We start from the raw sequence: 23,538 nt of genomic DNA on the forward strand, positions 1-23,538 counted from the left end.
CCGTAGCGAATGAATGGGAAGGAACTGCACGGGGCTGGGGCGACCCCGTGCAGTGGCTGCTGTTACCAGCAGATGCCTTCGGTGCGGCTCGTGGGGCAGGTCGGCTTGCCCATGAAGCCGACCAGGTCGATGACCTGCTTGCCGGCCGGGGCCTGTTGCGCCAGCGCACGGAACTTCTCGTCGCGGTTACCCAGCACGATCACGTCGGCGTGGTTGATCACCTGCTCGAAGTCGGCGTTGAGCAGAGACGAGACGTGGGGGATCTTCGACTCGATGTAGTCCTTGTTGGCGCCGTGCACGCGGGCGTACTCGACGTTGCTGTCGTAGATGTTGAGCTCGTAGCCCTTGCCGATCAGGCGTTCGGCCAGTTCCACCAGCGGGCTCTCGCGCAGGTCGTCGGTGCCGGCCTTGAAGCTCAGGCCCAGCAGGGCAACCTTGCGCTTGTCGTGGCTTTCGATGATGTCGAAGGCGTTCTGCACCTGGGACTCGTTGCTGGTCATCAGCGAGTTGAGCAGCGGCGCCTTCACGTCCAGGCTGCCGGCGCGGTAGGTGAGGGCGCGCACGTCCTTGGGCAGGCACGAGCCGCCGAAGGCGAAGCCTGGGCGCATGTAGTACTGCGACAGGTTCAGGGCCTTGTCCTGGCACACCACTTCCATCACTTCGCGGCCATCGACGCCGCAGGCCTTGGCGATGTTGCCGATCTCGTTGGCGAAGGTGACCTTGGTGGCGTGCCACACGTTGCAGGTGTACTTGATCATCTCGGCCACTTCGATGTCCTTGCGGATGATCGGGGCGTCGAGCTCTTCGTAGAGGGCCTGCAGCACGTCGCCGCTGGCGCGGTCGAGTTCACCGATGACAGTCATCGGCGGCTGGTCGTAGTCCTTGATCGCGGTGCTTTCTCGCAGGAACTCGGGGTTGACCGCCACGCCGAAGTCGACGCCGGCCTTCTTGCCCGAGCAGTCTTCGAGAATCGGGATCACCACGTTCTTGACGGTGCCCGGCAGTACGGTGCTGCGCACCACGATGGTGTGGCGGCTGCTCTTGTCGCGCAGTACCAGACCGATTTCGCGGCACACCGACTCGATGTATTCCAGGCCCAGGTCGCCGTTCTTCTTGCTCGGCGTACCGACGCAGATCATCGACACGTCGCTGTCGCGAATGGCCTGGGCAAAATCGGTGGTGCCCCGCAGGCGCTGGTTGGCAATGCCTTGCTGCAACAGGGCTTCGAGGCCCGGTTCCACGATGGGGGATTTGCCCTGGTTGATCAGGTCGATCTTGGTCGCCGATACATCCACGCCGATCACTTCATGGCCCCGGGCGGACAGGCAGCCCGCACAGACCGCACCTACATAACCCAAACCAAAGATGCTGATACGCATCGCATTCACCTCATGTGTTTATCATGTCGGCGCACAACTAAGCGCCAGACCGGGTTGGTTGACCAGCAAATTCAGGGTGCACGGAAGTGTCACGGTTAAACCGCTAACTGCCGGCAGGCAAATTAAATTGGAGTGCGAAAAATAAAAGGCACTCAAGTTGGCGGCTAATGGCCATTTACATTAGGGGGTGAGCCCTGGACGGTATCCGTCTTTATTGCAGTACCCACTGCGCGTACTGCTGTGCTTGTTATTTCAAGTGGATTAAATCCTTTGAAATCAACCACTAGGACGATTTTTAAGGGTGCTCTCTCCTGGCTTGGACGCGTAATCTTGTCGAACAATTGCGCGGACAAAAAAGTGCTTTCAAAACTTCCTGATACTGTCCATTTGTCATGTACGTCATCTCTCACATCCATCACGAGATAATCCGTACCGGTGGTATGAGCGAGCCTCAAGGGGATAAGTTCCAGGCTCGCCCGAGTCGCCGTGAAGGATTTTTTAATATTTCAACAGTTGACGATACTTTCACTTTGATAGCACACGGCAGTTTCGTCCCGTGTCTGTAGGGCAAACTTGGAGGGGGATGTTTTTATGCCAGCATGAAAAAAAATTTCAGGATATTTCGTCAGAAAACTACGAACGGTCTTATGACGTTTGGCGATATGGCTAGAGGGGGTGGTTTTTTGGCGCCACGGGATTGGCGACTGGCGGGCTGTGAGGACGCCATCGCGAGTCAAGCCCGCGCCCGCAAGGATTCAGGTGATCCCGGGGGGAGCGGGGTGACCCGCGATGCTTTCTACTCGGCCGGGTGGTCGCGCAGGAACACCAGGTTGTCCGGTTTGGACTGCTCGGCACTGTAGTAGTAGCCCTGCACGTCGAACTGCTTGAGCCGCTCGGGGTCGTTGATGCGCTCCTGGGTCACGAACCGGGTCATCATGCCCCGCGCCTTCTTGGCATAGAAGCTGATGATCTTGTACTGGCCATTCTTGAAGTCGCGAAACTCGGTGTTGATCACCCGCGCCTTCAACGCGCTGCGCTTGACCGCCGAGAAGTACTCGTTGCTGGCCAGGTTCAGCAGCAGGTCGTCGCCTTGTTCGGCCAGCGCCTGGTTCAGCCACTCGCTGATGCGCGAGCCCCAGAAGGCGTAGAGGTCCTTGCCGCGGGCGTTGGCCAGCTTGGTGCCCATCTCCAGCCGGTAGGGCTGCATCAGGTCCAGCGGACGCAGCAGGCCGTACAGCCCCGACAGCATGCGCAGGTGCTGCTGGGCATAGGTGAAGTCGTCTTCGCTCAGGCTCTGTGCATCCAGGCCGGTGTACACGTCGCCCTTGAACGCCAGCAGCGCCTGCTTGGCGTTGGCCGGGGTGAAGTTCGGGGTCCAGCTGCCGAAGCGCGCGGCATTGAGGCCGGCCAGCTTGTCCGAGAGGTGCATCAGGTCGCTGATCTGCTGCGGCGAAAGTTCGCGCAGTTGCAGGATCAGTTCCTGGGAGTCGTCCAGGTATTGCGGCAGGGTGTGCCGCTGGGTAACGGGCGGGGTGTCGTAATCGAGGGTCTTGGCGGGTGAGATCACCGTCAGCATGAGGTCGGCTCCTTGAATCGTGGCGTCGATTCTACGGGCGGGGGGCGCCGATCTCCAGCTATCGCGCCAATAGCCAAGACCCTGGCGGCGCTTGGCGCTATAGTGCGCGGCGAGAAAATGGAGAGTGTGATCGTGCGCATAGCCCTTCTTTTACTGGCCGGCCTGCTGAGCACGCTGGTGCACGCTGCCCCGGTCGAGCTGGCCCGGTTCGACCGCAGCGTGTGGCCCGAACAACTCGACAGCCCGGCCCTGTTCGATGTGGCCTCGCGTGCCGAAATCCTCAGCTTTGCCCGCGTGCTGTATGACAGCGAGGCCCTGAGCGAGGCGCAGCTGGCCGAGCGCCTGAACCTTCGCCAGGTCAACCTGGTGACGCTGAATGCCTTGCGTCAGCGCCTGTGGCAGCGGCTGTGGCGCAACTATGACCTGGCCCAGCAGAGCTGCGAGCAGGACGCCTCGTTCTGCTACGCCATCGACAGCCTGCCGGACCTGCGCCAGCAGGCGGGCAAGTTCAGTGTTGCAGACGATTCGTTCTACGCCGGTTGGGCGCAGCCAAGCCGGCGTTTTCACGAGTACTACCTGAACGAGCAATTGCGCAAGGCGGCGCTGTTTACCCAGACCTCCAGCGAGGTGGAGCGGTTTTCCGATCAGGAGCGCGATGGCCAGGCACTCAACGACCGGCTGTTCGTGCTCAGCTTCGATGGCGGCCCGGGGCCGGCTACCGAGGCGCTGACCGACTACCTGCGCCGGCAGAAGCTTGGCGGGCTGTTCTTCGTGGTGGGCAAGAACCTGCAGGCGCGCCGCGACCAGACCTCGGCCGCGGCGCTGCAACAACTGTATGCCGGGCAGTGCGTGGGGCTGCAGGGCTGGCAGTACAGCTCGCATGCGCAGTGGACCGGCTGGCAGGACTCGGTGGTCTCCAGCCGGGCATTGGTACAGAGCAGCCTGCCCGAGGCATTCGTGCCGCTGTTTCGCCCGCCCTACGGGCAGCGCCGCGCCGACAGTGCGGCGTTTTTTGCCGGCCAGCAGCTGCAGGTGATGTTGTGGGATATCGACGCCCAGGACCAGGCCGGGTTGAATGCCGAGCAGTCGGCGCAGCGGGTGCTGAGCCTGATGCTGCTGTGGCGCCGCGGGGTGATCCAGTTTCATGACGGCCAGCCCAGGGCCCAGGCGGCGATCGACTGGTTGCTGCAGCACACGGCCCAGAGCGGGATTGGCTGGGGCAACTGCCGGGAATTTGCCGAAACCCCGTAATCGCTGGGCGCGGCGGCACCCGGCGGAAAAAATCGCCAGGCGTTCATCGGGGTTTGATCATTAACTGTAGTGGTGCTTGCGGCTCACGCCAAGGGCTTGACCGCACAACGAAAAATAAACTTCAAAAAAACGTAAAAACGCTTTTTATCGTCACGGGTTTTGCGGTATCAAGAAGTCAGACCGCCGAACCCTGCAGCACAGGTGGCGTACTAATGGCCCCTCCTTTGTTCGCAGCTTCCCTACCGTAACGACGCGGCCAGGGGGAGACCGGCGGTCACTTCGCGGCGCAGCACCGCCCAGGTATTGCGTCGTCTGGCCCCTACAAAGGTGACCGAGTATGGATGATCAAGGACGTAACGTTTCTTCCAACCAGCCAATCCTTTACGTGCTCGATACCAATGTTCTGATTCACGATCCGAACGCCTTGCTGAATTTCGAGGAACACCACGTCGCGCTGCCGATGACCGTGCTCGAGGAGCTCGACAAACTCAAGACCGGCAAACACACGATCGCCGCCGAATGCCGCCAGGCCATTCGTCTGATCGACCAGACCCTGGGCGATGCCACGCCCGAGGATGTCGAGCAGGGCGTACCGATCCAGCGCGGCAAGAGCGGCCCCAAGGGCTTCCTGTCGATCCTGATGACCCCACGCGCCGAACCCAACCGGCTGCTGCCAGAACACCTCAACGACAACATCATCATCAACCAGTTGCTCGAGCTGCGTAGCCGGCGCAAGGAACTGGACGTGGTGCTGGTGACCAAAGACATCAACATGCGCCTCAAGGCCCGCGCCTGCGGTATCGCCGCCGAGGACTACAGTACCGATCAGCTGGTCGACGACGTTTCCTTGCTGCCCAAGGGCTACCATTCGGTCAGCGGCTCGTTCTGGGACCGCGTCAACAAGGTCGAGACCCGCCAGGAGCGCGGGCGCACCTGGCACCGCGTGCAGCTGGCCGACAACCTGCCGGCGGTTCACATCAACGAGTTCATCATCGACGAGCAGGGCTTCGTCGGCTGGGTCAAGGGCATCCGTGACAGCGAGTTGCTGCTGCTCGACCTGCATCAGGAGCCACTGCTGCACCAGGAAGCCTGGGGCCTGAAACCGCGTGACATCCATCAGGGCCTGGCGCTGTTCGCCCTGCTCGACCCCGACATCCACCTGGTCAACCTCACCGGTGCCGCAGGTTCGGGCAAGACCATCCTGGCACTGGCCGCAGCCATCGAGCAGACGATGGTCAGCAAGCGCTATCGGCGCATCATCGCCACCCGCAGCGTGCAGGGGCTGGACCAGGAAATCGGCTTCCTGCCGGGCACCGAAGCGGAAAAAATGGAGCCCTGGCTGGGGGCGATCACCGACAACCTCGAAGCCTTGCACATGGACGACGAAAACACCCATGGCAGCGTCGAGTACATCCTCGAGCGCGTGCCGTTGCAGTTCAAGTCGCTCAACTACATTCGCGGTCGCAGCTTCCAGCAGAGCCTGATCCTGATCGACGAATGCCAGAACCTCACCCCGCACCAGATGAAGACCATCATCACCCGTGCCGGGGCCGGGTCCAAGGTGATCTGCCTGGGCAACCTGGCGCAGATCGACACCCCTTACCTGTCCGCCACCAGCTCGGGCCTGACCTACCTGACCGAGCGCTTCAAGGACTTCCCCAACGGCGTGCACATCACCCTGCAGGGCGTGCCGCGTTCGGTCCTGGCCGAATACGCCGAATCCCACCTGTAACCCCTGCCACCGGGCGGCCTTGTGCCGCCCGGTTTTTTCCGCTGCCTAATGTTGACCCCTGGGTTTACAATCGGTGCTCCTGATCAGGAGTAACCCTGTGCTGACTCATCTCGATTCCCAAGGTCGGGCCAACATGGTCGACGTCACCGACAAAGCCGTCACCTCGCGCGAGGCGGTGGCCGAAGCGCGGGTGCGCATGCTCCCGCAAACCTTGCAGATGATCGTGGCTGGCGGCCACCCCAAGGGCGACGTGTTTGCCGTGGCGCGCATTGCCGGCATCCAGGCGGCGAAGAAGACCAGCGATCTGATCCCGCTGTGCCACCCGTTGATGCTCACCAGCGTCAAGCTCGAGCTGGTTGGCGAAGGCGACGACACGGTGCATATCGTGGCGCGCTGCAAGCTGGCCGGGCAGACCGGCGTCGAGATGGAGGCCCTGACGGCCGCCAGTGTGGCGGCGCTGACGATCTACGACATGTGCAAGGCGGTGGACCGGGGCATGACCATCCACAGCGTGCGTGTGCTGGAAAAACTGGGCGGCAAGAGCGGGCACTACCAGGTGGAGGCGCCATGAACATCGACGTGGTGTATTTCGCACGGTATCGCGAGGCGCTGGACAGCGACGGCGAACGCCTCGACGGGCCGTTCGACAGCGTCGACGATGTGCGCAAGGCCCTGCTGGCACGCGGGGAGGGGTACGCGATGCTGGGCGAGCAGAACCTGATGTGCGCGCGCAACCAGGAGTTGTGTAGGCTCGACGAGCCGGTGGCCGACGGCGACGAAGTGGCGTTCTTTCCGCCCGTGACCGGGGGCTGAGGTGGGCGTTCGAGTGCAGGCCGCCGCGTTCGACCCCGGCGCCGAGACCAATGCGATGCACGCGGCCAACGTCGGGGTGGGCGCGGTGGTGTCGTTTGTCGGCTATGTGCGCGACTTCAACGACGGTCGCGAGGTGGCGGGGATGTTCCTGGAGCATTACCCGGGCATGACCGAAAAGGCCCTGGCCAAGATCGTGCTGGAGGCCGAGCAGCGCTGGCCGTTGCTCAAGGTCGAGGTGCTGCACCGTATCGGCACATTGCAGCCGGGCGAGCCGATCGTGTTCGTGGGTGTAGCCAGTGCGCACCGGCAGGCGGCGTTCCAGGCGTGCGACTTCGTGATGGACTATCTCAAGACCCGCGCGCCGTTCTGGAAGAAGGAGCAGACCGGCGAGGGGCCGCGCTGGGTCGAGGGGCGCCAGAGTGATGCGGACGCGGCGGGGCGTTGGTAGACGCGCCGCCGGCAAGGGTGGCTCCTGCAACGGTGCGGTGCCGCGAATCGGTTGAAAATTAATACACAAAAGTCCAGTATGGAATTATAAGTACAAAATAGTTCCAGGCTGCCTTGTGCCCGCCGCTTTTTCCTCTGTCTTGCAACACACCCCAACAACGAGCGAGAGAGACCGCTGATGAAAACCCCATCCCTGTTGGCCGCGCTGGCGTTGAGCCTGTTTGCCGCCGCCCCGTCGTTCGCCGCTGAAAAGACCCTGCGCATCGGTATCGAAGCTGCCTACCCACCGTTCGCGTTCAAGACCGCCGACGGCGCTATCAGTGGCTTCGACTACGACATCGGCAACGCCCTGTGCGCGCAGATGCAGGTCAAGTGCCAGTGGACCGAACAGGAATACGACGGCCTGATCCCGTCGCTCAAGGTCAAGAAGATCGACGCCGCCCTGTCGTCGATCACCATCACTGAAGACCGCAAGAAGTCGGTGGACTTCACCCACAAGTACTACTTCACCTCCGCACGCCTGGCCATGAAGGACGGCAGCCAGGTCGATGACGACTTCGCCAACCTCAAGGGCAAGCGCATCGGCGTGCAGCGCGCGACCACCACCGACCGCTATGTGACCGCGGAACTGGTGCCCAAGGGCATCGAGATCGTGCGCTACACCAGCAACGAGGAAATCTTCATGGACCTGGTGGCCGGTCGCCTGGACGGTGTGTTCGCCGACACCATCCCGCTTGAACAGGGCTTCCTGGAGACGCCCAAGGGCAAGGGTTACGGGTTTGTCGGGCCAGAGCTGAAAGACCCCAAGTACGTGGGTGAGGGCGCCGGGATCGCGGTGCGCAAGGGTAACGCCGAACTGGTCGCCCAGCTGAACGCGGCCATCGACGCCATTCGCGCCAATGGCGAGTACCAGAAGATCCAGGCCAAGTACTTCAAGTCCGACATCTACGGCGACTGACCGTCGCCTGCCCGAGGCCTGAGTTCGTTCAGGCCTTGAGTTCCTTGAGGTGCTTGTACACCGTGGCCCGCCCCATGTTCAGCACGTTGGCCACGTAGTTGGCGGCACTCTTGCCGCGAAACGCACCCTCGGCATGCAGGGCCAGCACCAGTTCGCGCTTGTGGTCGCGATTCAGGTTGCTCAGTGCCAGCTGGCGCTCGCGCAGCCAGCTGTTGAGAAACGTGTTGATGCGCTCCTGCCAGTCATCGCGAAACAGCGCGTCGGGCTGGGCGATCAGCCGGGTGGGCGAGAGAAACAGGTCCAGCGCCGCCTTGGCGTTTTCGAACATCGAGATGTTCAGGTTGATGCACAGCACGGCCTGCGGCTTGCCCTGGGCGTCGCGCAGCACGGTGCTTAGCGAGCGGATCTTCTGCCCGTCCCAATTGAGCTTTTCGTAGGGGCCGATGTTGGTTTCGTCGGTACCTGCCTCGAACATGTCTTCCAGGGCCGCATCGTCGCCGATCTCGCGCTTGGACAGGTTATTGGCGATGTAGTCGATCTTCTGGCTGCGCAGGTCGTGCAGCACCACCTCGGCGTGGGGGAAGAACAGCGTGGCGATGGCGTCGGCAATCGCGCGAAAGTTGCTCAGGGCGGGGTCGTGGGGCGGTATCGGCATGCAGGCGGGCTCCAGGCGGTGTCAGCGCCCTAGGCGAAGGGCGCTGGGAGTGTGCCGCAAACGCGGGCGGGCGTCACCCGTGCAGGCGGTACAGGGCGTTGGCCAGGGCGATGTCTTCCAGGCCCAGGCCGATGGAGCGGAAGAAGGCATGTCGCTGGTAGGTCGGGCGCGGCGCCTGCTCGCTGAGCAACTGGGCCAGGTCGCCGATGATGGCGTCGGCCTGCCAGCCGTGCTGCTCGCTGGCGATGCGCATCTCGCCGGCCGAGCCGGGGGTGGTCAGGCGGTAGTCGCAGTACACGTCCATGTCGGTCAGGCACTCGGGCGGCACTTCGTGGGCGCGTACCGCGTTGGTGCTGATCGAGGTGATCAGGGCCGGCTTGCTCAGCTGGCGCGGGTCGATCACAGGCTTTGCCGACGAGGTGCACAGCATGATCACGTCGGCGTCGTGCAGTGCTGATTGCAGGTCGTCCACCAGGCTCAGGCGCGGGTCGAGTGCACCGAGGGCTTCGCGCTGCTCGGCGCTTTTATCCTTGAGGCCTGGCGAGTGCAGGCGGATGTCCTGCCAGTCGCGCACGCCGCGTACATAGTGCAGGTGGGCCTGGGCGATGGGGCCGCTGCCGATCACGGTCAGGCGCCTGGCGCTGGTGGGGGCCAGGGCGTCGACCGCGACGGCGGTGGTGGCAGCGGTGCGTGCGGTGGTCAGTTCGCCGGCGTCGCACAATAGCAGTGGCTGGCCGCTGTCCATGGACATCAGCAATGTCCAGGCGGTGATCAGCGGCGCGCCTTCGCGCACGATGTAGGGCGAGGTCTTGACGCCGTAGACGCGGTCTTCGGCGAGTACCCCGCCGTAGTTGATGAAGTCGCCCCTGCCGGCCGGGAACTCCACCAGCTGTTGCGGCGGCTGCACGGCCTGGCCGGCGGCCAGGTCACGGAACAGCTTGCGCAGGATCTGCGGCACGTCCACCTGCGCGAGCAGTTGGCGGGCCAGGGGCTGGTCGATCACGCGTGGGGTAGACATGCGGCGCTCCATTTGAACTATTTTGTCTATTATGGACAAATAGTTTAATTGCGCCAACCCTATCGCGGGTCGAACCCGCCCCCACAATCATTACTGTTGTCGCTGTGGGAGCGGGCTTGACCTGCGATGAGCCAGCCCGGTCAGCGCAAAAAAAAACGCAGCCGGCGAGGGCTGCGTTTTCTGTCCATCAATCGACTCAGTGATGCTTGCGCGCCACCGGCTTGAGCAGCTCGGTCGGCGGGGTCTCGCAACTGATCTTGCGCCCCAGCAATGCCTCGATACCCGGCAACTGGTACGAATCGTCCTCACCGGCGAAGCTGATCGACACGCCACTGGTACCCGCACGGCCGGTACGGCCGATACGGTGCACGTAGTCGTCCGGGTCTTCGGGCAGGGTGAAGTTGATCACGTGGCTGATGCCGTCGATGTGTATCCCGCGACCGGCCACATCGGTGGCCACCAGCACGGTGACCCGGCCTTCGCGGAAATTCTCCAGGGTCTTGATGCGCTTGTGCTGCGGCACATCGCCCGACAATTGCGCGGCATTCACGCCGTCACGCACCAGGCGCTCCTCGATACGGCGCACCTCATCCTTGCGGTTGGCGAACACGATGACCCGCTCCCACTTGTTCTCGGTCACCAGGTTGTACAGCAGCTTGTACTTGTCGGCACCGGCTACCGCATACACATGCTGCTCGACGGTTTCGCTGGCAACGTTCTCCGGCTCGATCTCGACGATGGCCGGGTCGGTGGTCCACTGTTGCGCCAGGTTCATCACGTCTTCGGTGAAGGTGGCCGAGAACAGCAGCGTCTGGCGCTCGCTCTTGGGCGGGGTCTGGCGGATGATCTGGCGAACCTGCGGGATGAAGCCCATGTCGAGCATGCGGTCGGCTTCGTCCAGCACCAGCACCTCGACCATGTCCAGGTGCGCTTCGCCGCGCTGGTTGAAGTCCAGCAGGCGACCCGGGGTGGCCACCAGGATGTCGCAGTGGCGTGCCTCAAGGGCCTTGAGCTGCTTGTCGAAGTCCATGCCACCGACGAACGTCATCACGTTCAGGCCGGTGTACTTGGTCAGCTCGGCGGCGTCCTTGGCGATCTGCACCACCAGTTCGCGGGTAGGGGCAATGATCAGCGCCCGCGGCTCGCCCATGTAGCGCTCTTTGGGCGGCGGGGTCTGTTGCAGCTGGCTGATGATCGAGATCAGGAACGCGGCGGTCTTGCCGGTGCCGGTCTGGGCCCGGCCGATCGCATCCTTGCCACGCAGGGTGAAGCCCAGTACTTCGGCCTGGATCGGCGTGCAGTACGGGAAGCCCAGGTCGTGGATGGCATGCATCAGCTCGGGCGAGAGCTTGAAGTCGTGGAAGCGGGTCTTGCCCTCTTGCGGTTCCACCACAAAGTCTTCCAGTTTCCAGGTGCTGGCCTGGGGTTTTGGCTTGCGCTCGCGGCGCGGCTTGGCCTCGACCGGTTTGCTCGCCGGTTGCTCCAGGGGTTTTTCCACCGGCTTTTCGGCGCGCGCTGGCGCGGCGGCTTCGGTCTGAGCCTTGAGCGGCGCGGCGGGAGCCGGGGCCTTGGGTGCTGCGGGCGGCTGCACGGTAGCAACGCTTTCGGTGGCGAGTTGCTCAACCTCGCTCTTTCCGAACATCTTCTTGAGTGCTTTGAGCACGGTCATCTCATCAATTGGTTAAGGAATGTACGCCGGCCAGTGTAATGCAAGATTCGGGCGCGGCGTAGTGGATTGCTCCGACAACTACAGGCAAGGCGTTTTTTAGCGCAGACGCTCGATCAGCCAGGCGCCGATGTCCTGGATTTCCTCGGGCAGCACGGCGTGTTCCATCGGGTATTCCTTCCACTGCACGGTGACGCCCCAGCTGTTCAGGTACTCGAAGGCGGCACGCCCCATGGACGGGATGACCACCGGGTCGTACACGCCGTGCAGGCACAGCGCCGGAATGCGCTGCTGGCTGGCGCTGAGCACGGTGCTGTCGGTGAAGGTCGGGGCGTAGGTGGAAAGGGCCATTACCCCGCCCAGCGTCTCCTGCCACTTTACATAGGCGGTGTGCAGAACCACTGCACCGCCCTGGGAGAAGCCGGCCAGGATGATGCGCGACAGGGCGACGCCCTTGGCCTGTTCCTGCTTGATCAGGTCGATGACCGCCTGTGCCGAGGCGTCGAGTTGCGCTTCGTCGATGGCGCGTGCACCCGGCGTCAGCGCCTTGATGTCGTACCAGCTGGGCATGGCGTAGCCATTGTTGATGGTGACCGGCTGGGTGGGTGCCTGCGGCATCACGAAGCGCGTGCTCAGCAGTACTTCCTGCAGGGCTTCGGCCACCGGCATGAAGTCGTAGCGGTCGGCGCCCAGGCCATGCAGCCAGATGACACAGGCGTCGGCGGTTTTCTGGGGTTCGAGAATCAGGGGATTGGTCATGACTGCTCCGAAAAAGTGCACGCAGGCCGGGGTGCGTGCTTGAAAAAAGGCATCGCTGGCGTTGCGTGCAAGGCTGTCACAGAACAGTCGGTTGTGCCAATCACTCGCCGCACGCAGTGCTGCGCCGATGCGGCGTCAGGCCGGCGCGGTCAGTCCTCTTCCTTGGGCGCGGGTGCAGGCGGTGGACGCAGGCCGATCTCGGCGATCAGCTTCAGCGGCTTGCCGTTGCGCACCACTTCAATGGCCACCTTGTCGTTGGGCTTGATCCGCGCCACCTGGTTCATCGAGCGCCGGCCATCGCCGGCCGGTTCGCCATTGATGCTCAGAATCACGTCACCCAGCTGCAGGCCGGCCTTCTGCGCCGGCCCGTCGCGGAAGATGCCCGCCACCACGATGCCTGGCCGGCCCTGCATGCCGAACGACTCGGCCAGCTCCTGGCTCAGCGGTTGCACCTCGATACCCAGCCAACCGCGAATCACCTGACCATGCTCGATGATCGACTTCATCACCTCCAGCGCCAGCTTGGTGGGGATGGCGAAGCCGATGCCCTGCGAGCCGCCGGACTTGGAGAAGATCGCGGTGTTGATGCCGGTCAGGTTGCCATTGGCATCCACCAGCGCGCCACCGGAGTTGCCCGGGTTGATGGCCGCGTCGGTCTGGATGAAGTCTTCGTAGTTGTTCAGGCCCAGCTGGTTGCGCCCGGTGGCGCTGATGATGCCCATGGTCACGGTCTGGCCGACGCCGAACGGGTTGCCGATGGCCAGCGCCACATCACCGATGTGGATGTTGTCCGAGCGCCCGATGGTGATCGAGGGCAGGTTCTTGAGGTCGATCTTGAGCACGGCCAGGTCGGTTTCCGGGTCGCTGCCGATCACCCGTGCCAGGGTCTCGCGGCCGTCCTTGAGCGCCACCACGATCTGGTCGGCGCCGGAGGTCACGTGGTTGTTGGTCAGCAGGTAGCCCTCCGGGCTCATGATCACCGCCGAGCCCAGGCTCGATTCCCAGCGCCGCTGCTTGGGCAGGTTGTCACCGAAGAAGCGGCGGAACTGTGGGTCTTCGAACAGCGGGTGCGCGGTCTTGTTGACCACCTTGGTGGTGTACAGGTTGGCCACTGCGGGGGCCGCATTGCTCACCGCATCGGCATACGACACGGGGCCCTGCATCAGCCGCGTGGTCTGCGGCGCCTGCTGCAGGTTGACGTCCTGGCTGGGCAGGCCGACCCATTGGGGAAATTGCTGGATGACCAGCAGGGCGATCAGTACGCCGGTGACCAGTGGCCAGGCAAAGTAACGCAGAGCCTTGAACATGAGATGAATCCTGGGAGGTGGCCAGAGCCGATGCCGCAGTGGGGAGTAGATGAACGCGCGCGATCATACTGCGGCAAGGCCCGTGCAGGAACTGCTAAATCACGTCGAGCCATGACGGTCATGGCGCCGCGCCCCCGGGCAGTTGCCGTCGGTTTCCCCAAAAACGGTCGACGGCTCATAATGGCGGCCATTATACGAGGCCTTGTGCCACGCTGAACCGCTGAATTGAGGAGTCTTTGCATGGCTGTTGCCCTGAGCACCCTGGTCGAGGAAGCCGATCGCTACCTTGGCAGCGCAAAAATCCAGGACTACTGCCCCAACGGCCTGCAGGTCGAGGGCAACCCGCAGGTGTCGCGCATCGTCACCGGCGTCACCGCCAGCCAGGCATTGCTGGACGCTGCGGTCGAGGCGGGCGCCGACCTGGTGCTGGTGCACCACGGCTACTTCTGGAAGGGTGAGAACCCCTGCATCACCGGCATGAAGCAGCGCCGCCTCAAGACCCTGCTCAAACACGACCTGAGCCTGCTGGCCTACCACCTGCCGCTGGACCTGCACCCCGAGGTGGGCAACAACGTGCAGCTGGCGCGCCAGCTGGACATCACCGTCGAGGGCCCGCTGGACCCGGCCAACCCGCGGGTGGTGGGCCTGGTGGGCTCGCTGGCCGAACCGATGTCGGCGCGGGATTTCGCGCGCAAGGTCAGCGACGTGATGGGCCGCGAGCCGCTGCTGATCGAAGGCGACGAGGTCATTCGCCGGGTGGGCTGGTGCACCGGCGGCGGCCAGGGCTACATCGACCAGGCGATTGCCGCAGGGGTCGACCTGTACTTGAGCGGCGAGGCGTCGGAGCAGACTTTCCACAGTGCTCGCGAGAACGGCATCAGCTTCATCGCCGCCGGCCACCACGCCACCGAGCGTTACGGGGTGCAGGCGCTGGGCGATTACCTGGCACGTCGATTCGCTCTGGAACACCTGTTCATCGACTGCCCGAACCCGATCTGAGGCTAAAACGCCAAGGCATATTCTTATACTGTTTCGTTCTAGTAGCCTGCCTAAATAGAATCGGGTGCTGTGATAAAGTGGCCCGCTCGAACACGGCCCGCTGGCCGTCCATAAGATTGATTTTCCGTGAGTAGCCATGGTCGACAAGCTGACGCATTTGAAACAGTTGGAGGCGGAGAGCATCCACATCATTCGTGAGGTGGCCGCCGAGTTCGACAACCCGGTGATGCTGTACTCGATCGGCAAGGATTCGGCCGTGATGCTGCACCTGGCGCGCAAGGCCTTCTTCCCGGGCAAGCTGCCGTTTCCGGTGATGCACGTCGACACCCAGTGGAAATTCCAGGAGATGTACAGCTTCCGCGACAAGATGGTCGAGGAAATGGGCCTGGAGCTGATCACCCACGTCAACCCCGATGGCGTTGCCCAGGGCATCAATCCGTTCACCCACGGCAGTGCCAAGCACACCGACATCATGAAGACCGAGGGCCTCAAGCAGGCGCTCGACAAGCACGGCTTCGACGCCGCCTTCGGTGGCGCGCGGCGCGACGAAGAGAAGTCGCGGGCCAAGGAGCGCGTGTACTCGTTCCGTGACAGCAAGCACCGCTGGGACCCGAAGAACCAGCGCCCAGAGCTGTGGAACGTGTACAACGGCAAGGTCAACAAGGGCGAGTCGATTCGCGTGTTCCCGCTGTCGAACTGGACCGAGCTGGATATCTGGCAGTACATCTACCTCGAAGGCATCCCGATCGTGCCGCTGTACTTTGCAGCCGAGCGCGAAGTGATCGAGAAGAACGGCACCCTGATCATGATCGATGACGAGCGCATCCTGGAGCACCTCTCGGATGAAGAGAAGGCTCGCATCGTCAAGAAGAAAGTGCGTTTCCGTACCCTTGGCTGCTACCCGTTGACGGGCGCGGTGGAGTCGCAGGCCCAGAGCCTGACCGACATCATTCAGGAAATGCTCCTGACGCGCACTTCCGAGCGCCAGGGCCGCGTCATCGACCACGATGGCGCAGGTTCCATGGAAGACAAGAAACGTCAGGGCTATTTCTAAGTTAGGGTCAGACCATGTCGCACCAATCCGAATTGATCAGCGAGGACATCCTCGCCTACCTGGCCCAGCACGAACGCAAGGAACTGCTGCGCTTCTTGACCTGCGGTAACGTCGACGACGGCAAGAGCACCCTGATCGGGCGCCTGCTGCACGATTCCAAGATGATCTACGAAGACCATCTGGAAGCCATTACCCGCGATTCGAAGAAAGTCGGCACCACCGGTGACGACATCGACCTGGCATTGCTGGTCGACGGCCTGCAGGCCGAGCGCGAGCAGGGCATCACCATCGATGTGGCCTACCGCTATTTCTCCACGGCCAAGCGCAAGTTCATCATCGCCGACACCCCGGGCCACGAGCAGTACACCCGCAACATGGCCACCGGTGCGTCCACCTGCGACCTGGCGATCATCCTGGTGGACGCGCGCTACGGCGTGCAGACCCAGACCCGCCGGCACAGCTACATCGCTTCGCTGCTGGGCATCAAGCACATCGTCGTGGCCGTGAACAAGATGGACCTCAAGGGCTTCGACCAGGACGTGTTCGAAGGCATCAAGGCCGACTACCTGAAGTTTGCCGAAGCCATCAACATGACCCCCAGCAGCCTGCACTTCGTGCCGATGTCGGCGCTCAAGGGCGACAACGTGGTCAACCGCAGCGAGCGTTCGCCGTGGTACACCGGCCCTGCGCTGATGGAAATCCTCGAAACCGTGGAAGTGGCGGCCGACCGCAACTTCACCGACCTGCGTTTTCCGGTGCAGTACGTCAACCGTCCCAACCTGAACTTCCGTGGCTTTGCCGGCACCCTGGCCAGCGGCGTGGTACACAAGGGCGACGAAATCGTGGTGCTGCCGTCGGGCAAGAGCAGCCGCGTGAAGTCCATCGTCACCTACGAAGGTGAGCTGGAGCAGGCCGGCCCGGGCCAGGCCGTGACCCTGACCATGGAAGACGAGATCGACATCTCCCGTGGCGACCTGCTGGTGCATGCCGACAACGTCCCGCCGGTGACCGACCAGTTCGACGCCATGCTGGTGTGGATGGCCGAAGAGCCGATGCTGCCGGGCAAGAAATACGACATCAAGCGCGCCACCAGCTACGTGCCGGGCTCGATTGCCAGCATCGCCCACAAGGTCGATGTGAACACCCTGGAACAGGGCGCTGCGAGCGCGTTGCAGCTCAACGAGATCGGCAAGGTCAAGGTGAGCCTGGACGCTCCGATCGCGCTGGACGGCTACGACAGCAACCGCACCACCGGCGCGTTCATCATCATCGACCGCCTGACCAACGGCACCGTGGGCGCAGGCATGATCATCGCGCCACCTGTACTGCCTCACGGCAGCACCGGCCAGCATGGCAGCCAGGCCCACGTGACCACCGAGGAGCGTGCCTTGCGCTTCGGCCAGCAGCCGGCCACCGTGCTGTTCAGCGGCCTGTCGGGCGCGGGCAAGAGCACCCTGGCGTATGCCGTTGAGCGCAAGCTGTTCGACATGGGCCGTGCGGTGTACGTGCTCGACGGGCAGAACCTGCGCCATGACCTGAACAAAGGCCTGCCGCAGGACCGTGCCGGGCGTACCGAGAACTGGCGTCGTGCTGCGCATGTGGCGCGTCAGTTCAACGAAGCGGGCTTGCTGACCCTGGCCGCGTTCGTGGCACCGGATGCCGAAGGCCGTGAACAGGCCAAGGCGCTGATCGGCAAGGAGCGCTTGCTGACCGTTTACGTCCAAGCTTCGCCGTTGGCGTGCCGTGAGCGTGATCCGCAGGGGCTGTACTCGGCCGGTGGCGACAACATCCCGGGCGAGAGCTTCCCGTATGACGTGCCGCAGGATGCGGACCTGGTGATCGACACCCAGAGCGTTGGCGTGGAAGAGGGCGTCAAGCAGGTACTGGAACTGCTGCGCAAGCGTGGCGCGATCTAAGCGCTGCTGCTGAATGAAAAGCCCGCGATGGTGAAGGCCATCGCGGGCTTTTTTGTGGCGGCTGGCCGCTTCGCCGGCAAGGCCGGCTCCTACGGTGAGCGCAAGGCCATGCAGGAGCAGGCCTTGCCGGGGAAGTGCCCAGCGGACACGCCGCTTCAAATATGCTTCTGTGCCACCGGAATCACCCGCTTCTCCTTCACCGCCTTGAACGAGAAGCTCGAATAGATCTCCTTCACCCCCGGCAGCCGCTGCAGTACCTCGCGGGTGAACTCGCCGAACGACTCCAGATCCCGCGCCAGAATCTCCAGCAGGAAGTCATAGCGCCCGGAGATGTTGTGGCACGCCACGATTTCGGGGATATCCATCAGCCGCTGCTCGAATGCCCGGGCCATCTCCTTGCTGTGCGAATCCATCATGATGCTGACGAAGGCGGTCACTCCGAAGCCCAGTGCCTTGGGTGACAGGATGGCCTGATAGCCGGTGATGTAGCCCGACTCCTCCAGCAGCTTGACCCGCCGCCAGCACGGCGAGGTGGTCAGGGCGACGCTGTCGGCGAGCTCGGCCACGGTCAGTCGGGCGTTGTCTTGCAGCGCGGCCAGCAGTGCGCGGTCGGTACGGTCGATGGCGCTAGGCATGTCTTGCCCTCCATAGCCTGTTCTTGTTGTTTTTATGTCAGTGAACGGCGTTTTTCGTAGGCGTATTTGGAAAAATTTAAGCCGGTCTGTGGAATAAGCTTATAACAAACCACAAGAGGCGGTTGCCATGCACGGCTCCAACAAGCTCCCAGGATTTGCCACCCGCGCCATTCACCATGGCTACGACCCCCAGGACCACGGCGGCGCACTGGTGCCACCGGTCTACCAGACCGCGACGTTCACCTTCCCCACCGTGGAATACGGCGCTGCGTGCTTTGCCGGTGAGCAGGCCGGGCATTTCTACAGCCGCATCTCCAACCCCACCCTCAACCTGCTGGAAGCACGCATGGCCTCGCTGGAAGGCGGCGAGGCCGGGCTGGCGCTGGCCTCGGGCATGGGGGCGATCACGTCCACGCTATGGACGCTCCTGCGCCCCGGTGACGAGGTGCTGCTGGGCAACACCCTGTACGGCTGCACCTTTGCGTTCCTGCACCACGGCATCGGCGAGTTCGGGGTCAAGCTGCGTCATGTGGACATGGCCGACCTGCAGGCATTGGAGGCGGCCATGACGCCGGCCACCCGGGTGATCTATTTCGAATCGCCGGCCAACCCCAACATGCACATGGCCGATATCGCCGGCGTGGCGAAGATTGCACGCAAGCACGGCGCGACCGTGGTGGTCGACAACACCTACTGCACGCCGTACCTGCAACGGCCACTGGAGCTGGGCGCCGACCTGGTGGTGCATTCGGCCACCAAGTACCTGAGCGGCCATGGCGACATCACTGCTGGCATTGTGGTGGGCAGCCAGGCACTGGTGGACCGTATACGTCTGCAGGGCCTCAAGGACATGACCGGTGCGGTGCTCTCGCCCCATGACGCCGCACTGCTGATGCGCGGCATCAAGACCCTCAACCTGCGCATGGACCGCCACTGCGCCAACGCTCAGGTGCTGGCCGAGTTCCTCGCCGGGCAGCCGCAGGTGGAGCTGATCCATTACCCGGGCCTGGCGAGCTTCCCGCAGTACACCCTGGCCCGCCAGCAGATGAGCCAGCCGGGCGGCATGATCGCCTTCGAACTCAAGGGCGGCATCGGTGCCGGGCGGCGGTTCATGAACGCCCTGCAACTGTTCAGCCGCGCGGTGAGCCTGGGCGATGCCGAGTCGCTGGCGCAGCACCCGGCAAGCATGACTCATTCCAGCTATACCCCAGAGGAGCGTGCGCATTACGGCATCTCCGAGGGGCTGGTGCGGTTGTCGGTGGGGCTGGAAGACATCGACGACCTGCTGGCCGATGTGCAACAGGCACTCAAGGCGAGTGCCTGAACCCGTCACGGATGAGGTCAATGCAATGGTGGCAATGATGAACCTTGTGCCTGGCGACGGCGTGCCCGGTGACAGCGACCCTGGCGAAACTGCAGAGTGGTTGGAGGCGCTGGAGTCGACCCTGGCGCACTGCGGCCCGGCCCGCGCGCGGTTTCTGCTCGAACAGTTGGAGGCGCATGCCCGCGAACTGGGCCTGGAGCGTGGTGCCCAGCCGTACTCGGCGTACCGCAACACCCTGTCGCTCGAACATCAGGGCGCCTACCCGGGCGACCTGGAACTGGACGAGCGCATCACCAGCATCCTGCGCTGGAATGCCCTGGCGATGGTGGTGCGTGCCAACCATGCCTACGGTGACCTGGGCGGGCACATCGCCAGTTACGCTTCGGCCGCAGAGATCTTCGAGGTGGGGTTTCAGCATTTTTTTCGCGGCGAGGAGGGCGGCGAGCAGCGCACGGCCGACCTGGTGTTCTTCCAGCCACACTCGGCGCCCGGCATCTATGCCCGGGCCTTTCTTGAAGGGCGCCTGAGCGAGGCTCAGCTGGCCAGCTATCGGCAGGAGGTCGCAGGCGATGGCCTGTGCTCCTACCCGCACCCGTGGCTGATGCCCGACTTCTGGCAGTTTCCCACCGGGTCGATGGGCATCGGTCCGCTAAACGCCGTGTACCAGGCGCGCTTCATGCGCTACCTGCAGCACCGCGGCCTGGCCGATACCGCCCAGCGCCATGTGTGGGGCGTGTTCGGCGATGGCGAGATGGACGAGCCCGAATCCATCGCCGGGCTGACGCTGGCGGCCCGTGAGCAACTCGACAACCTGACCTTCATCGTCAACTGCAACCTGCAGCGCCTGGATGGTCCGGTGCGTGGCAATGGCCAGATCATCCAGGAGCTGGAGTCGCTGTTCAGCGGCGCCGGCTGGAACGTGATCAAGGTGTTGTGGGGCTCGGAATGGGATGCGCTGTTTGCCCGCGACAGCGAGCACGTGCTGCTGCGCCAGCTGGCGGCAACCCCCGACGGCCAGTTCCAGACCCTGGGGGCCAATGACGGCGCCTACAACCTCGAACACTTCTTCAACCAGCACCCGGCCTTGCAGCGCCTGGTCGAGCACATGAGCTCGGCCGAGATCAACGCGCTCAAGCGCGGTGGCCATGATTTTCGCAAGCTGTATGCCGCCTTTGCCGCCGCCAAGGCGTGCAAGGGCCGGCCGACGGTGATCCTGGCCAAGACCAAGAAGGGCTACGGCATGAGTGCGGCCGGCGAGTCGCGCATGACCGCGCACCAGGCCAAGAAGCTCGACGTGCAGGCGCTGCTGGCCTTCCGTGACCGCTTCCACCTGCCCTTGAGCGATGCGCAGGTGGAGCAGTTGCAGTTCTACCGGCCGGACGAAAACAGCCGGGAGATGCGCTACCTGCGCGAGCGGCGCAATGCCCTGGGCGGCAGCCTGCCGTCGCGGCGGCCCCAGGCGCGCACGCTGCCGGTACCGGCGCTGGAGGTGATGGGCGGTTTTGCGCTGCACGCCGAGGGCAAGGAGATGTCCACCACCATGGCTGCGGTGCGCATGCTCGGTGCCTGGCTCAAGGCCCCGGAACTGGGGCCGCGGGTGGTGCCGATTGTCGCCGATGAAGCGCGCACCTTCGGCATGGCCAGCCTGTTCCGGCAGATCGGCATCTACTCGCCCCATGGGCAGCGCTACGAACCCGAAGATGCCAGTTCGCTGCTTTCCTACAGGGAGTCGCGCGATGGTCAGTTGCTGGAGGAGGGCATCACCGAGGCCGGGGCCCTGTCGTCCTGGGTAGCGGCGGCCACCTCCTATGCGGTGCATGGCGAGCCGATGTTGCCGGTGTACATCTATTACTCGATGTTCGGCTTCCAGCGGGTCGGCGACCTGATATGGGCGGCGGCCGACCAGCGTGCACGTGGTCTGCTGCTGGGGGCCACGGCAGGGCGCACCACCCTGGGCGGCGAAGGCTTGCAGCACCAGGATGGCTCGAGCCTGGTGATGGCGGCCATGGTGCCCAACTGCCGCGCCTGGGAGCCGTGCTTTGCCGGCGAACTGGCGGTGCTTCTGGAACACGCGGCGCGGCGCATGCTGGTGGAGCAGTGCGACGAGTTTCACTATGTGGCGGTGATGAATGAAAGTTATCCACACCCCTCCCTGCCACCTGAAGCACATGCGGCAGTGTTGCGCGGGATGTACCGGTTTGCCGAACAGCCGGTGGAGCATGCACTGGGGCGGGTTCGCCTGCTGGGCTCCGGGGCGATCCTGCGCGAGGTGATCGCCGCGAGCGAGCTGCTGGCGGCGGACTGGGGCATCGCCAGCGAGGTGTTCAGTGTGACCAGCTTCAGCGAACTGGCGCGTGATGCACGGGATGTGCAGCGCGGGCAGCGTCTGGGGCTGGGCGGCAGCAGCCATCTGGCGCAATGCCTGGTGGGGGATGCGCCGGTGATTGCCGCGACCGATTATGTTCGTGCCTGGCCACAACTGATTGCCGAGTACGTGCCGGCGCCGTACGTGACGCTGGGCACCGACGGCTTCGGGCGCAGCGATACGCGCCAGCGGTTGCGCCAGTTCTTCGAGGTGGACCGCTTCAGTGTGGTGCTGGCCAGCTTGCAGGCGCTGGTGGATGACGGGCTGCTGGACGTCGATGTGATGGCGCAGGCACGGGCCAGGTATCCGGCGCTGGATGCGGCGGGCCCCTGGTATCGTTGATGTGAGGGGATGAAAAAAGGGGCCGGTGATCGGCCCCTTTTTTCTTTGTGTCAGATGGTTGGGTGTGGCATTCGCCGGCAAGGCCGGCTCCAGAAGGAGCGCGCCATGCCAGTGACGGGGCCGCTGCGATCAGCGCTTGAGCCCGTAATGCTCATCCAGCATGCCCGGGGTGTTCGGTGCCTTGGGCGCGTAGTCGCGTGGCACTTCGGTGTCCTTGGGCGGGGTCAGACGGTCACGCGGGCCCTGCGCCTCGGAGTGCAGTGCGGCCAGCAGGCGCTGACGGGTCTGTTCGTCCAGGGCCAGACGGTTGGCGCCTTCGGCCAGGTGGTCCTGCACTTCCTGGTAGCTCTGGGTCAGCTTCTTGACCAGCGCCGCGGTGCTGTTGAAATGGGTCACCACTTCACTCTGATAACTGTCAAAACGTTCCTGGATATCGTCCAGCTGCCGCTGGGTGCTGCTCGGGGCGGCATTGGGCAAGAGGCGGGCGACCAGGAAACCAACGACTACACCCACTACCAGGGCCAGGGTCGGCAACAACCAAACTAAGAGCGAGAGTTCCACGAGTCCTTCCTCTATAAACGGCTTTGCTTTACGTTAACGGCTCGGACCTGCGCTGTATACCGCGAGCGATCGCAAATATCTCAGACAGAATCATCAGCTAGACGAGTCGACCCCTCCAGAGGTCACGGAGTTCACCCTTGCTTATCCGCGAAACCCCCGTATTCATCGATGGCCCGGTTGGCCAGCTGGAAGCCCTGTACCTGGACGTGGCAGACCCGCGCGGCATCGTCCTGCTGTGCCACCCCAACCCCGTGCAGGGCGGCACCATGACCAACAAGGTGGTGTCGATGCTGCAGCGCACCGCACGCGATGCCGGCTACATCACCCTGCGCTTCAACTACCGCGGTGTAGGCCAGAGCGCTGGCAGCCATGACATGGGCAGCGGCGAAGTCGACGATGCACAGGCCGCTGCAGCCTGGCTGCGCGAAAAACATCCCGAATTACCTTTGACGCTGATGGGCTTCTCCTTCGGCGGCTTCGTCGCGGCCAGCCTCGGCGGCCGGCTCGAAGCCCAGGGCGTCACGCTCAAGCACCTGTTCATGGTAGCCCCGGCAGTGATGCGCCTTGGCGGTACCGACGGTCTGCCGCAGGCAGGTGCCTTGAGCGTGATCCAGCCCGAAACCGACGAGGTGATCGATCCGCAGATCGTCTACGCCTGGTCCGATGCACTGGCGCGCCCCCATGAGCTGCTGAAAGTGGCAGAATGCGGTCACTTTTTTCACGGCAAGCTGACCGACCTCAAGGATCTGGTGCTGCCACGCCTTTCGAACTGATACAAGCC

The 23,538-nt window shown here is 63.6% G+C and carries 21 protein-coding genes; 12 read left to right on the top strand and 9 right to left on the bottom strand.

Translation table 11 applies throughout. From position 1 onward, the window contains the following. Positions 1–62: 62 nt before the first annotated feature. A complete protein-coding gene (locus DN387_RS00635) occupies positions 63–1,379 on the bottom strand; it encodes a nucleotide sugar dehydrogenase (protein WP_043861007.1) in 1,317 nt (438 codons plus the stop codon). A 796-nt stretch (positions 1,380–2,175) separates the two neighbouring features. Beyond that, a complete protein-coding gene (gene yaaA, locus DN387_RS00640; protein ID WP_054914849.1) occupies positions 2,176–2,955 on the bottom strand; it encodes a peroxide stress protein YaaA in 780 nt (259 codons plus the stop codon). Positions 2,956–3,087: 132 nt separating this feature from the next. Between yaaA and DN387_RS00645 the strand changes: the two genes are divergently transcribed. From DN387_RS00645 to DN387_RS00670, 6 genes are all read left to right on the top strand, one after another. After that, positions 3,088–4,206 (top strand): polysaccharide deacetylase family protein, encoded by a 1,119-nt coding sequence (locus DN387_RS00645; protein ID WP_054914928.1) that lies wholly within the window; start codon positions 3,088–3,090, stop codon positions 4,204–4,206. 337 nt (positions 4,207–4,543) lie between these two features. After that, the gene (locus DN387_RS00650) at positions 4,544–5,938 is read left to right on the top strand and encodes a PhoH family protein (protein ID WP_043861009.1); all 1,395 of its coding nucleotides are present in this window, start codon (positions 4,544–4,546) and stop codon (positions 5,936–5,938) included. Between the two features lie 97 nt (positions 5,939–6,035). Next, on the top strand, positions 6,036–6,509 hold the full coding sequence (gene moaC / locus DN387_RS00655) for a cyclic pyranopterin monophosphate synthase MoaC (protein ID WP_043861010.1): 474 nt from the start codon (positions 6,036–6,038) through the stop codon (positions 6,507–6,509). Next, positions 6,506–6,751 (top strand): MoaD/ThiS family protein, encoded by a 246-nt coding sequence (locus tag DN387_RS00660; RefSeq protein ID WP_043861011.1) that lies wholly within the window; start codon positions 6,506–6,508, stop codon positions 6,749–6,751. The genes moaC and DN387_RS00660 overlap by 4 nt, the downstream gene beginning before the upstream one ends. A gap of 1 nt (position 6,752) precedes the next feature. After that, positions 6,753–7,199, top strand: a complete 447-nt coding sequence (gene moaE, locus DN387_RS00665) for a molybdopterin synthase catalytic subunit MoaE (protein WP_054914848.1) — start codon at positions 6,753–6,755, stop codon at positions 7,197–7,199. Positions 7,200–7,376: 177 nt separating this feature from the next. Next, complete coding sequence (locus tag DN387_RS00670; RefSeq protein WP_054914847.1) at positions 7,377–8,156, top strand: ABC transporter substrate-binding protein; 780 nt, start codon at positions 7,377–7,379, stop codon at positions 8,154–8,156. Between the two features lie 28 nt (positions 8,157–8,184). On the opposite strand, the gene DN387_RS00675 is transcribed toward DN387_RS00670, so the two are convergent. From DN387_RS00675 to algW, 5 genes are all read right to left on the bottom strand, one after another. Continuing rightward, complete coding sequence (locus tag DN387_RS00675) at positions 8,185–8,811, bottom strand: transcriptional regulator (protein WP_054914846.1); 627 nt, start codon at positions 8,809–8,811, stop codon at positions 8,185–8,187. Positions 8,812–8,884: 73 nt separating this feature from the next. Next, the gene (locus DN387_RS00680) at positions 8,885–9,829 is read right to left on the bottom strand and encodes an ornithine cyclodeaminase family protein (protein ID WP_043861015.1); all 945 of its coding nucleotides are present in this window, start codon (positions 9,827–9,829) and stop codon (positions 8,885–8,887) included. A gap of 196 nt (positions 9,830–10,025) precedes the next feature. Then, positions 10,026–11,471 carry an ATP-dependent RNA helicase RhlB gene (gene rhlB / locus DN387_RS00685; protein ID WP_229590058.1) on the bottom strand — a complete coding sequence of 482 codons (1,446 nt, stop codon included), beginning with the start codon at positions 11,469–11,471 and terminating at the stop codon, positions 10,026–10,028. A gap of 123 nt (positions 11,472–11,594) precedes the next feature. Continuing rightward, complete coding sequence (locus DN387_RS00690; protein ID WP_043861016.1) at positions 11,595–12,254, bottom strand: alpha/beta hydrolase; 660 nt, start codon at positions 12,252–12,254, stop codon at positions 11,595–11,597. 149 nt (positions 12,255–12,403) lie between these two features. Beyond that, positions 12,404–13,561: a Do family serine endopeptidase AlgW gene (gene algW / locus DN387_RS00695; RefSeq protein ID WP_043861017.1), complete on the bottom strand. Its 1,158-nt coding sequence runs from the start codon at positions 13,559–13,561 to the stop codon at positions 12,404–12,406. A gap of 240 nt (positions 13,562–13,801) precedes the next feature. Between algW and DN387_RS00700 the strand changes: the two genes are divergently transcribed. From DN387_RS00700 to cysN, 3 genes are all read left to right on the top strand, one after another. Then, positions 13,802–14,560 (top strand): Nif3-like dinuclear metal center hexameric protein, encoded by a 759-nt coding sequence (locus DN387_RS00700; protein ID WP_043861018.1) that lies wholly within the window; start codon positions 13,802–13,804, stop codon positions 14,558–14,560. Positions 14,561–14,696: 136 nt separating this feature from the next. Then, entirely contained in the window at positions 14,697–15,614 is a 918-nt protein-coding gene (gene cysD / locus DN387_RS00705) for a sulfate adenylyltransferase subunit CysD (RefSeq protein WP_054914845.1), read from the top strand. A gap of 14 nt (positions 15,615–15,628) precedes the next feature. Beyond that, positions 15,629–17,530 carry a sulfate adenylyltransferase subunit CysN gene (cysN, locus tag DN387_RS00710; protein ID WP_054914844.1) on the top strand — a complete coding sequence of 634 codons (1,902 nt, stop codon included), beginning with the start codon at positions 15,629–15,631 and terminating at the stop codon, positions 17,528–17,530. A 155-nt stretch (positions 17,531–17,685) separates the two neighbouring features. Here the strand turns inward: cysN and DN387_RS00715 are convergent, their stop codons facing one another. Continuing rightward, positions 17,686–18,165, bottom strand: coding sequence for an Lrp/AsnC family transcriptional regulator (locus DN387_RS00715; RefSeq protein WP_043861021.1), 480 nt, complete (start codon positions 18,163–18,165; stop codon positions 17,686–17,688). 127 nt (positions 18,166–18,292) lie between these two features. Here DN387_RS00715 and DN387_RS00720 point away from each other — a divergent pair, with 127 nt between their 5' ends. Further along, the gene (locus tag DN387_RS00720) at positions 18,293–19,489 is read left to right on the top strand and encodes a methionine gamma-lyase (RefSeq protein ID WP_043861022.1); all 1,197 of its coding nucleotides are present in this window, start codon (positions 18,293–18,295) and stop codon (positions 19,487–19,489) included. A gap of 25 nt (positions 19,490–19,514) precedes the next feature. Further along, positions 19,515–22,196: an alpha-ketoglutarate dehydrogenase gene (gene mdeB / locus DN387_RS00725; RefSeq protein ID WP_054914843.1), complete on the top strand. Its 2,682-nt coding sequence runs from the start codon at positions 19,515–19,517 to the stop codon at positions 22,194–22,196. Positions 22,197–22,325: 129 nt separating this feature from the next. On the opposite strand, the gene DN387_RS00730 is transcribed toward mdeB, so the two are convergent. After that, positions 22,326–22,757 carry a YhcB family protein gene (locus DN387_RS00730; RefSeq protein WP_043862040.1) on the bottom strand — a complete coding sequence of 144 codons (432 nt, stop codon included), beginning with the start codon at positions 22,755–22,757 and terminating at the stop codon, positions 22,326–22,328. Positions 22,758–22,894: 137 nt separating this feature from the next. Between DN387_RS00730 and DN387_RS00735 the strand changes: the two genes are divergently transcribed. Continuing rightward, positions 22,895–23,530: an alpha/beta hydrolase gene (locus DN387_RS00735; protein WP_054914842.1), complete on the top strand. Its 636-nt coding sequence runs from the start codon at positions 22,895–22,897 to the stop codon at positions 23,528–23,530. The last annotated feature ends 8 nt before the right edge of the window (positions 23,531–23,538 follow it).

Origin of the sequence: Pseudomonas sp. FBF18, from assembly GCF_024261405.1 — a bacterium.
Taxonomy (GTDB): domain Bacteria; phylum Pseudomonadota; class Gammaproteobacteria; order Pseudomonadales; family Pseudomonadaceae; genus Aquipseudomonas; species Aquipseudomonas palmensis.

Bases quoted from the DNA above. Each gene is read 5' to 3' on its own strand.
- DN387_RS00660 (WP_043861011.1), top strand. From the start codon at position 6,506: ATGAACATCGACGTGGTGTATTTCGCACGGTATCGCGAGGCGCTGGAC.
- DN387_RS00690 (WP_043861016.1), bottom strand. From the start codon at position 12,254: ATGACCAATCCCCTGATTCTCGAACCCCAGAAAACCGCCGACGCCTGT.
- DN387_RS00670 (WP_054914847.1), top strand. From the start codon at position 7,377: ATGAAAACCCCATCCCTGTTGGCCGCGCTGGCGTTGAGCCTGTTTGCC.
- DN387_RS00720 (WP_043861022.1), top strand. From the start codon at position 18,293: ATGCACGGCTCCAACAAGCTCCCAGGATTTGCCACCCGCGCCATTCAC.
- DN387_RS00700 (WP_043861018.1), top strand. From the start codon at position 13,802: ATGGCTGTTGCCCTGAGCACCCTGGTCGAGGAAGCCGATCGCTACCTT.
- rhlB (WP_229590058.1), bottom strand. From the start codon at position 11,471: ATGTTCGGAAAGAGCGAGGTTGAGCAACTCGCCACCGAAAGCGTTGCT.
- cysN (WP_054914844.1), top strand. From the start codon at position 15,629: ATGTCGCACCAATCCGAATTGATCAGCGAGGACATCCTCGCCTACCTG.
- DN387_RS00635 (WP_043861007.1), bottom strand. From the start codon at position 1,379: ATGCGTATCAGCATCTTTGGTTTGGGTTATGTAGGTGCGGTCTGTGCG.
- algW (WP_043861017.1), bottom strand. From the start codon at position 13,561: ATGTTCAAGGCTCTGCGTTACTTTGCCTGGCCACTGGTCACCGGCGTA.
- yaaA (WP_054914849.1), bottom strand. From the start codon at position 2,955: ATGCTGACGGTGATCTCACCCGCCAAGACCCTCGATTACGACACCCCG.
- cysD (WP_054914845.1), top strand. From the start codon at position 14,697: ATGGTCGACAAGCTGACGCATTTGAAACAGTTGGAGGCGGAGAGCATC.
- DN387_RS00650 (WP_043861009.1), top strand. From the start codon at position 4,544: ATGGATGATCAAGGACGTAACGTTTCTTCCAACCAGCCAATCCTTTAC.
- DN387_RS00675 (WP_054914846.1), bottom strand. From the start codon at position 8,811: ATGCCGATACCGCCCCACGACCCCGCCCTGAGCAACTTTCGCGCGATT.
- DN387_RS00680 (WP_043861015.1), bottom strand. From the start codon at position 9,829: ATGTCTACCCCACGCGTGATCGACCAGCCCCTGGCCCGCCAACTGCTC.
- DN387_RS00715 (WP_043861021.1), bottom strand. From the start codon at position 18,165: ATGCCTAGCGCCATCGACCGTACCGACCGCGCACTGCTGGCCGCGCTG.
- mdeB (WP_054914843.1), top strand. From the start codon at position 19,515: ATGGTGGCAATGATGAACCTTGTGCCTGGCGACGGCGTGCCCGGTGAC.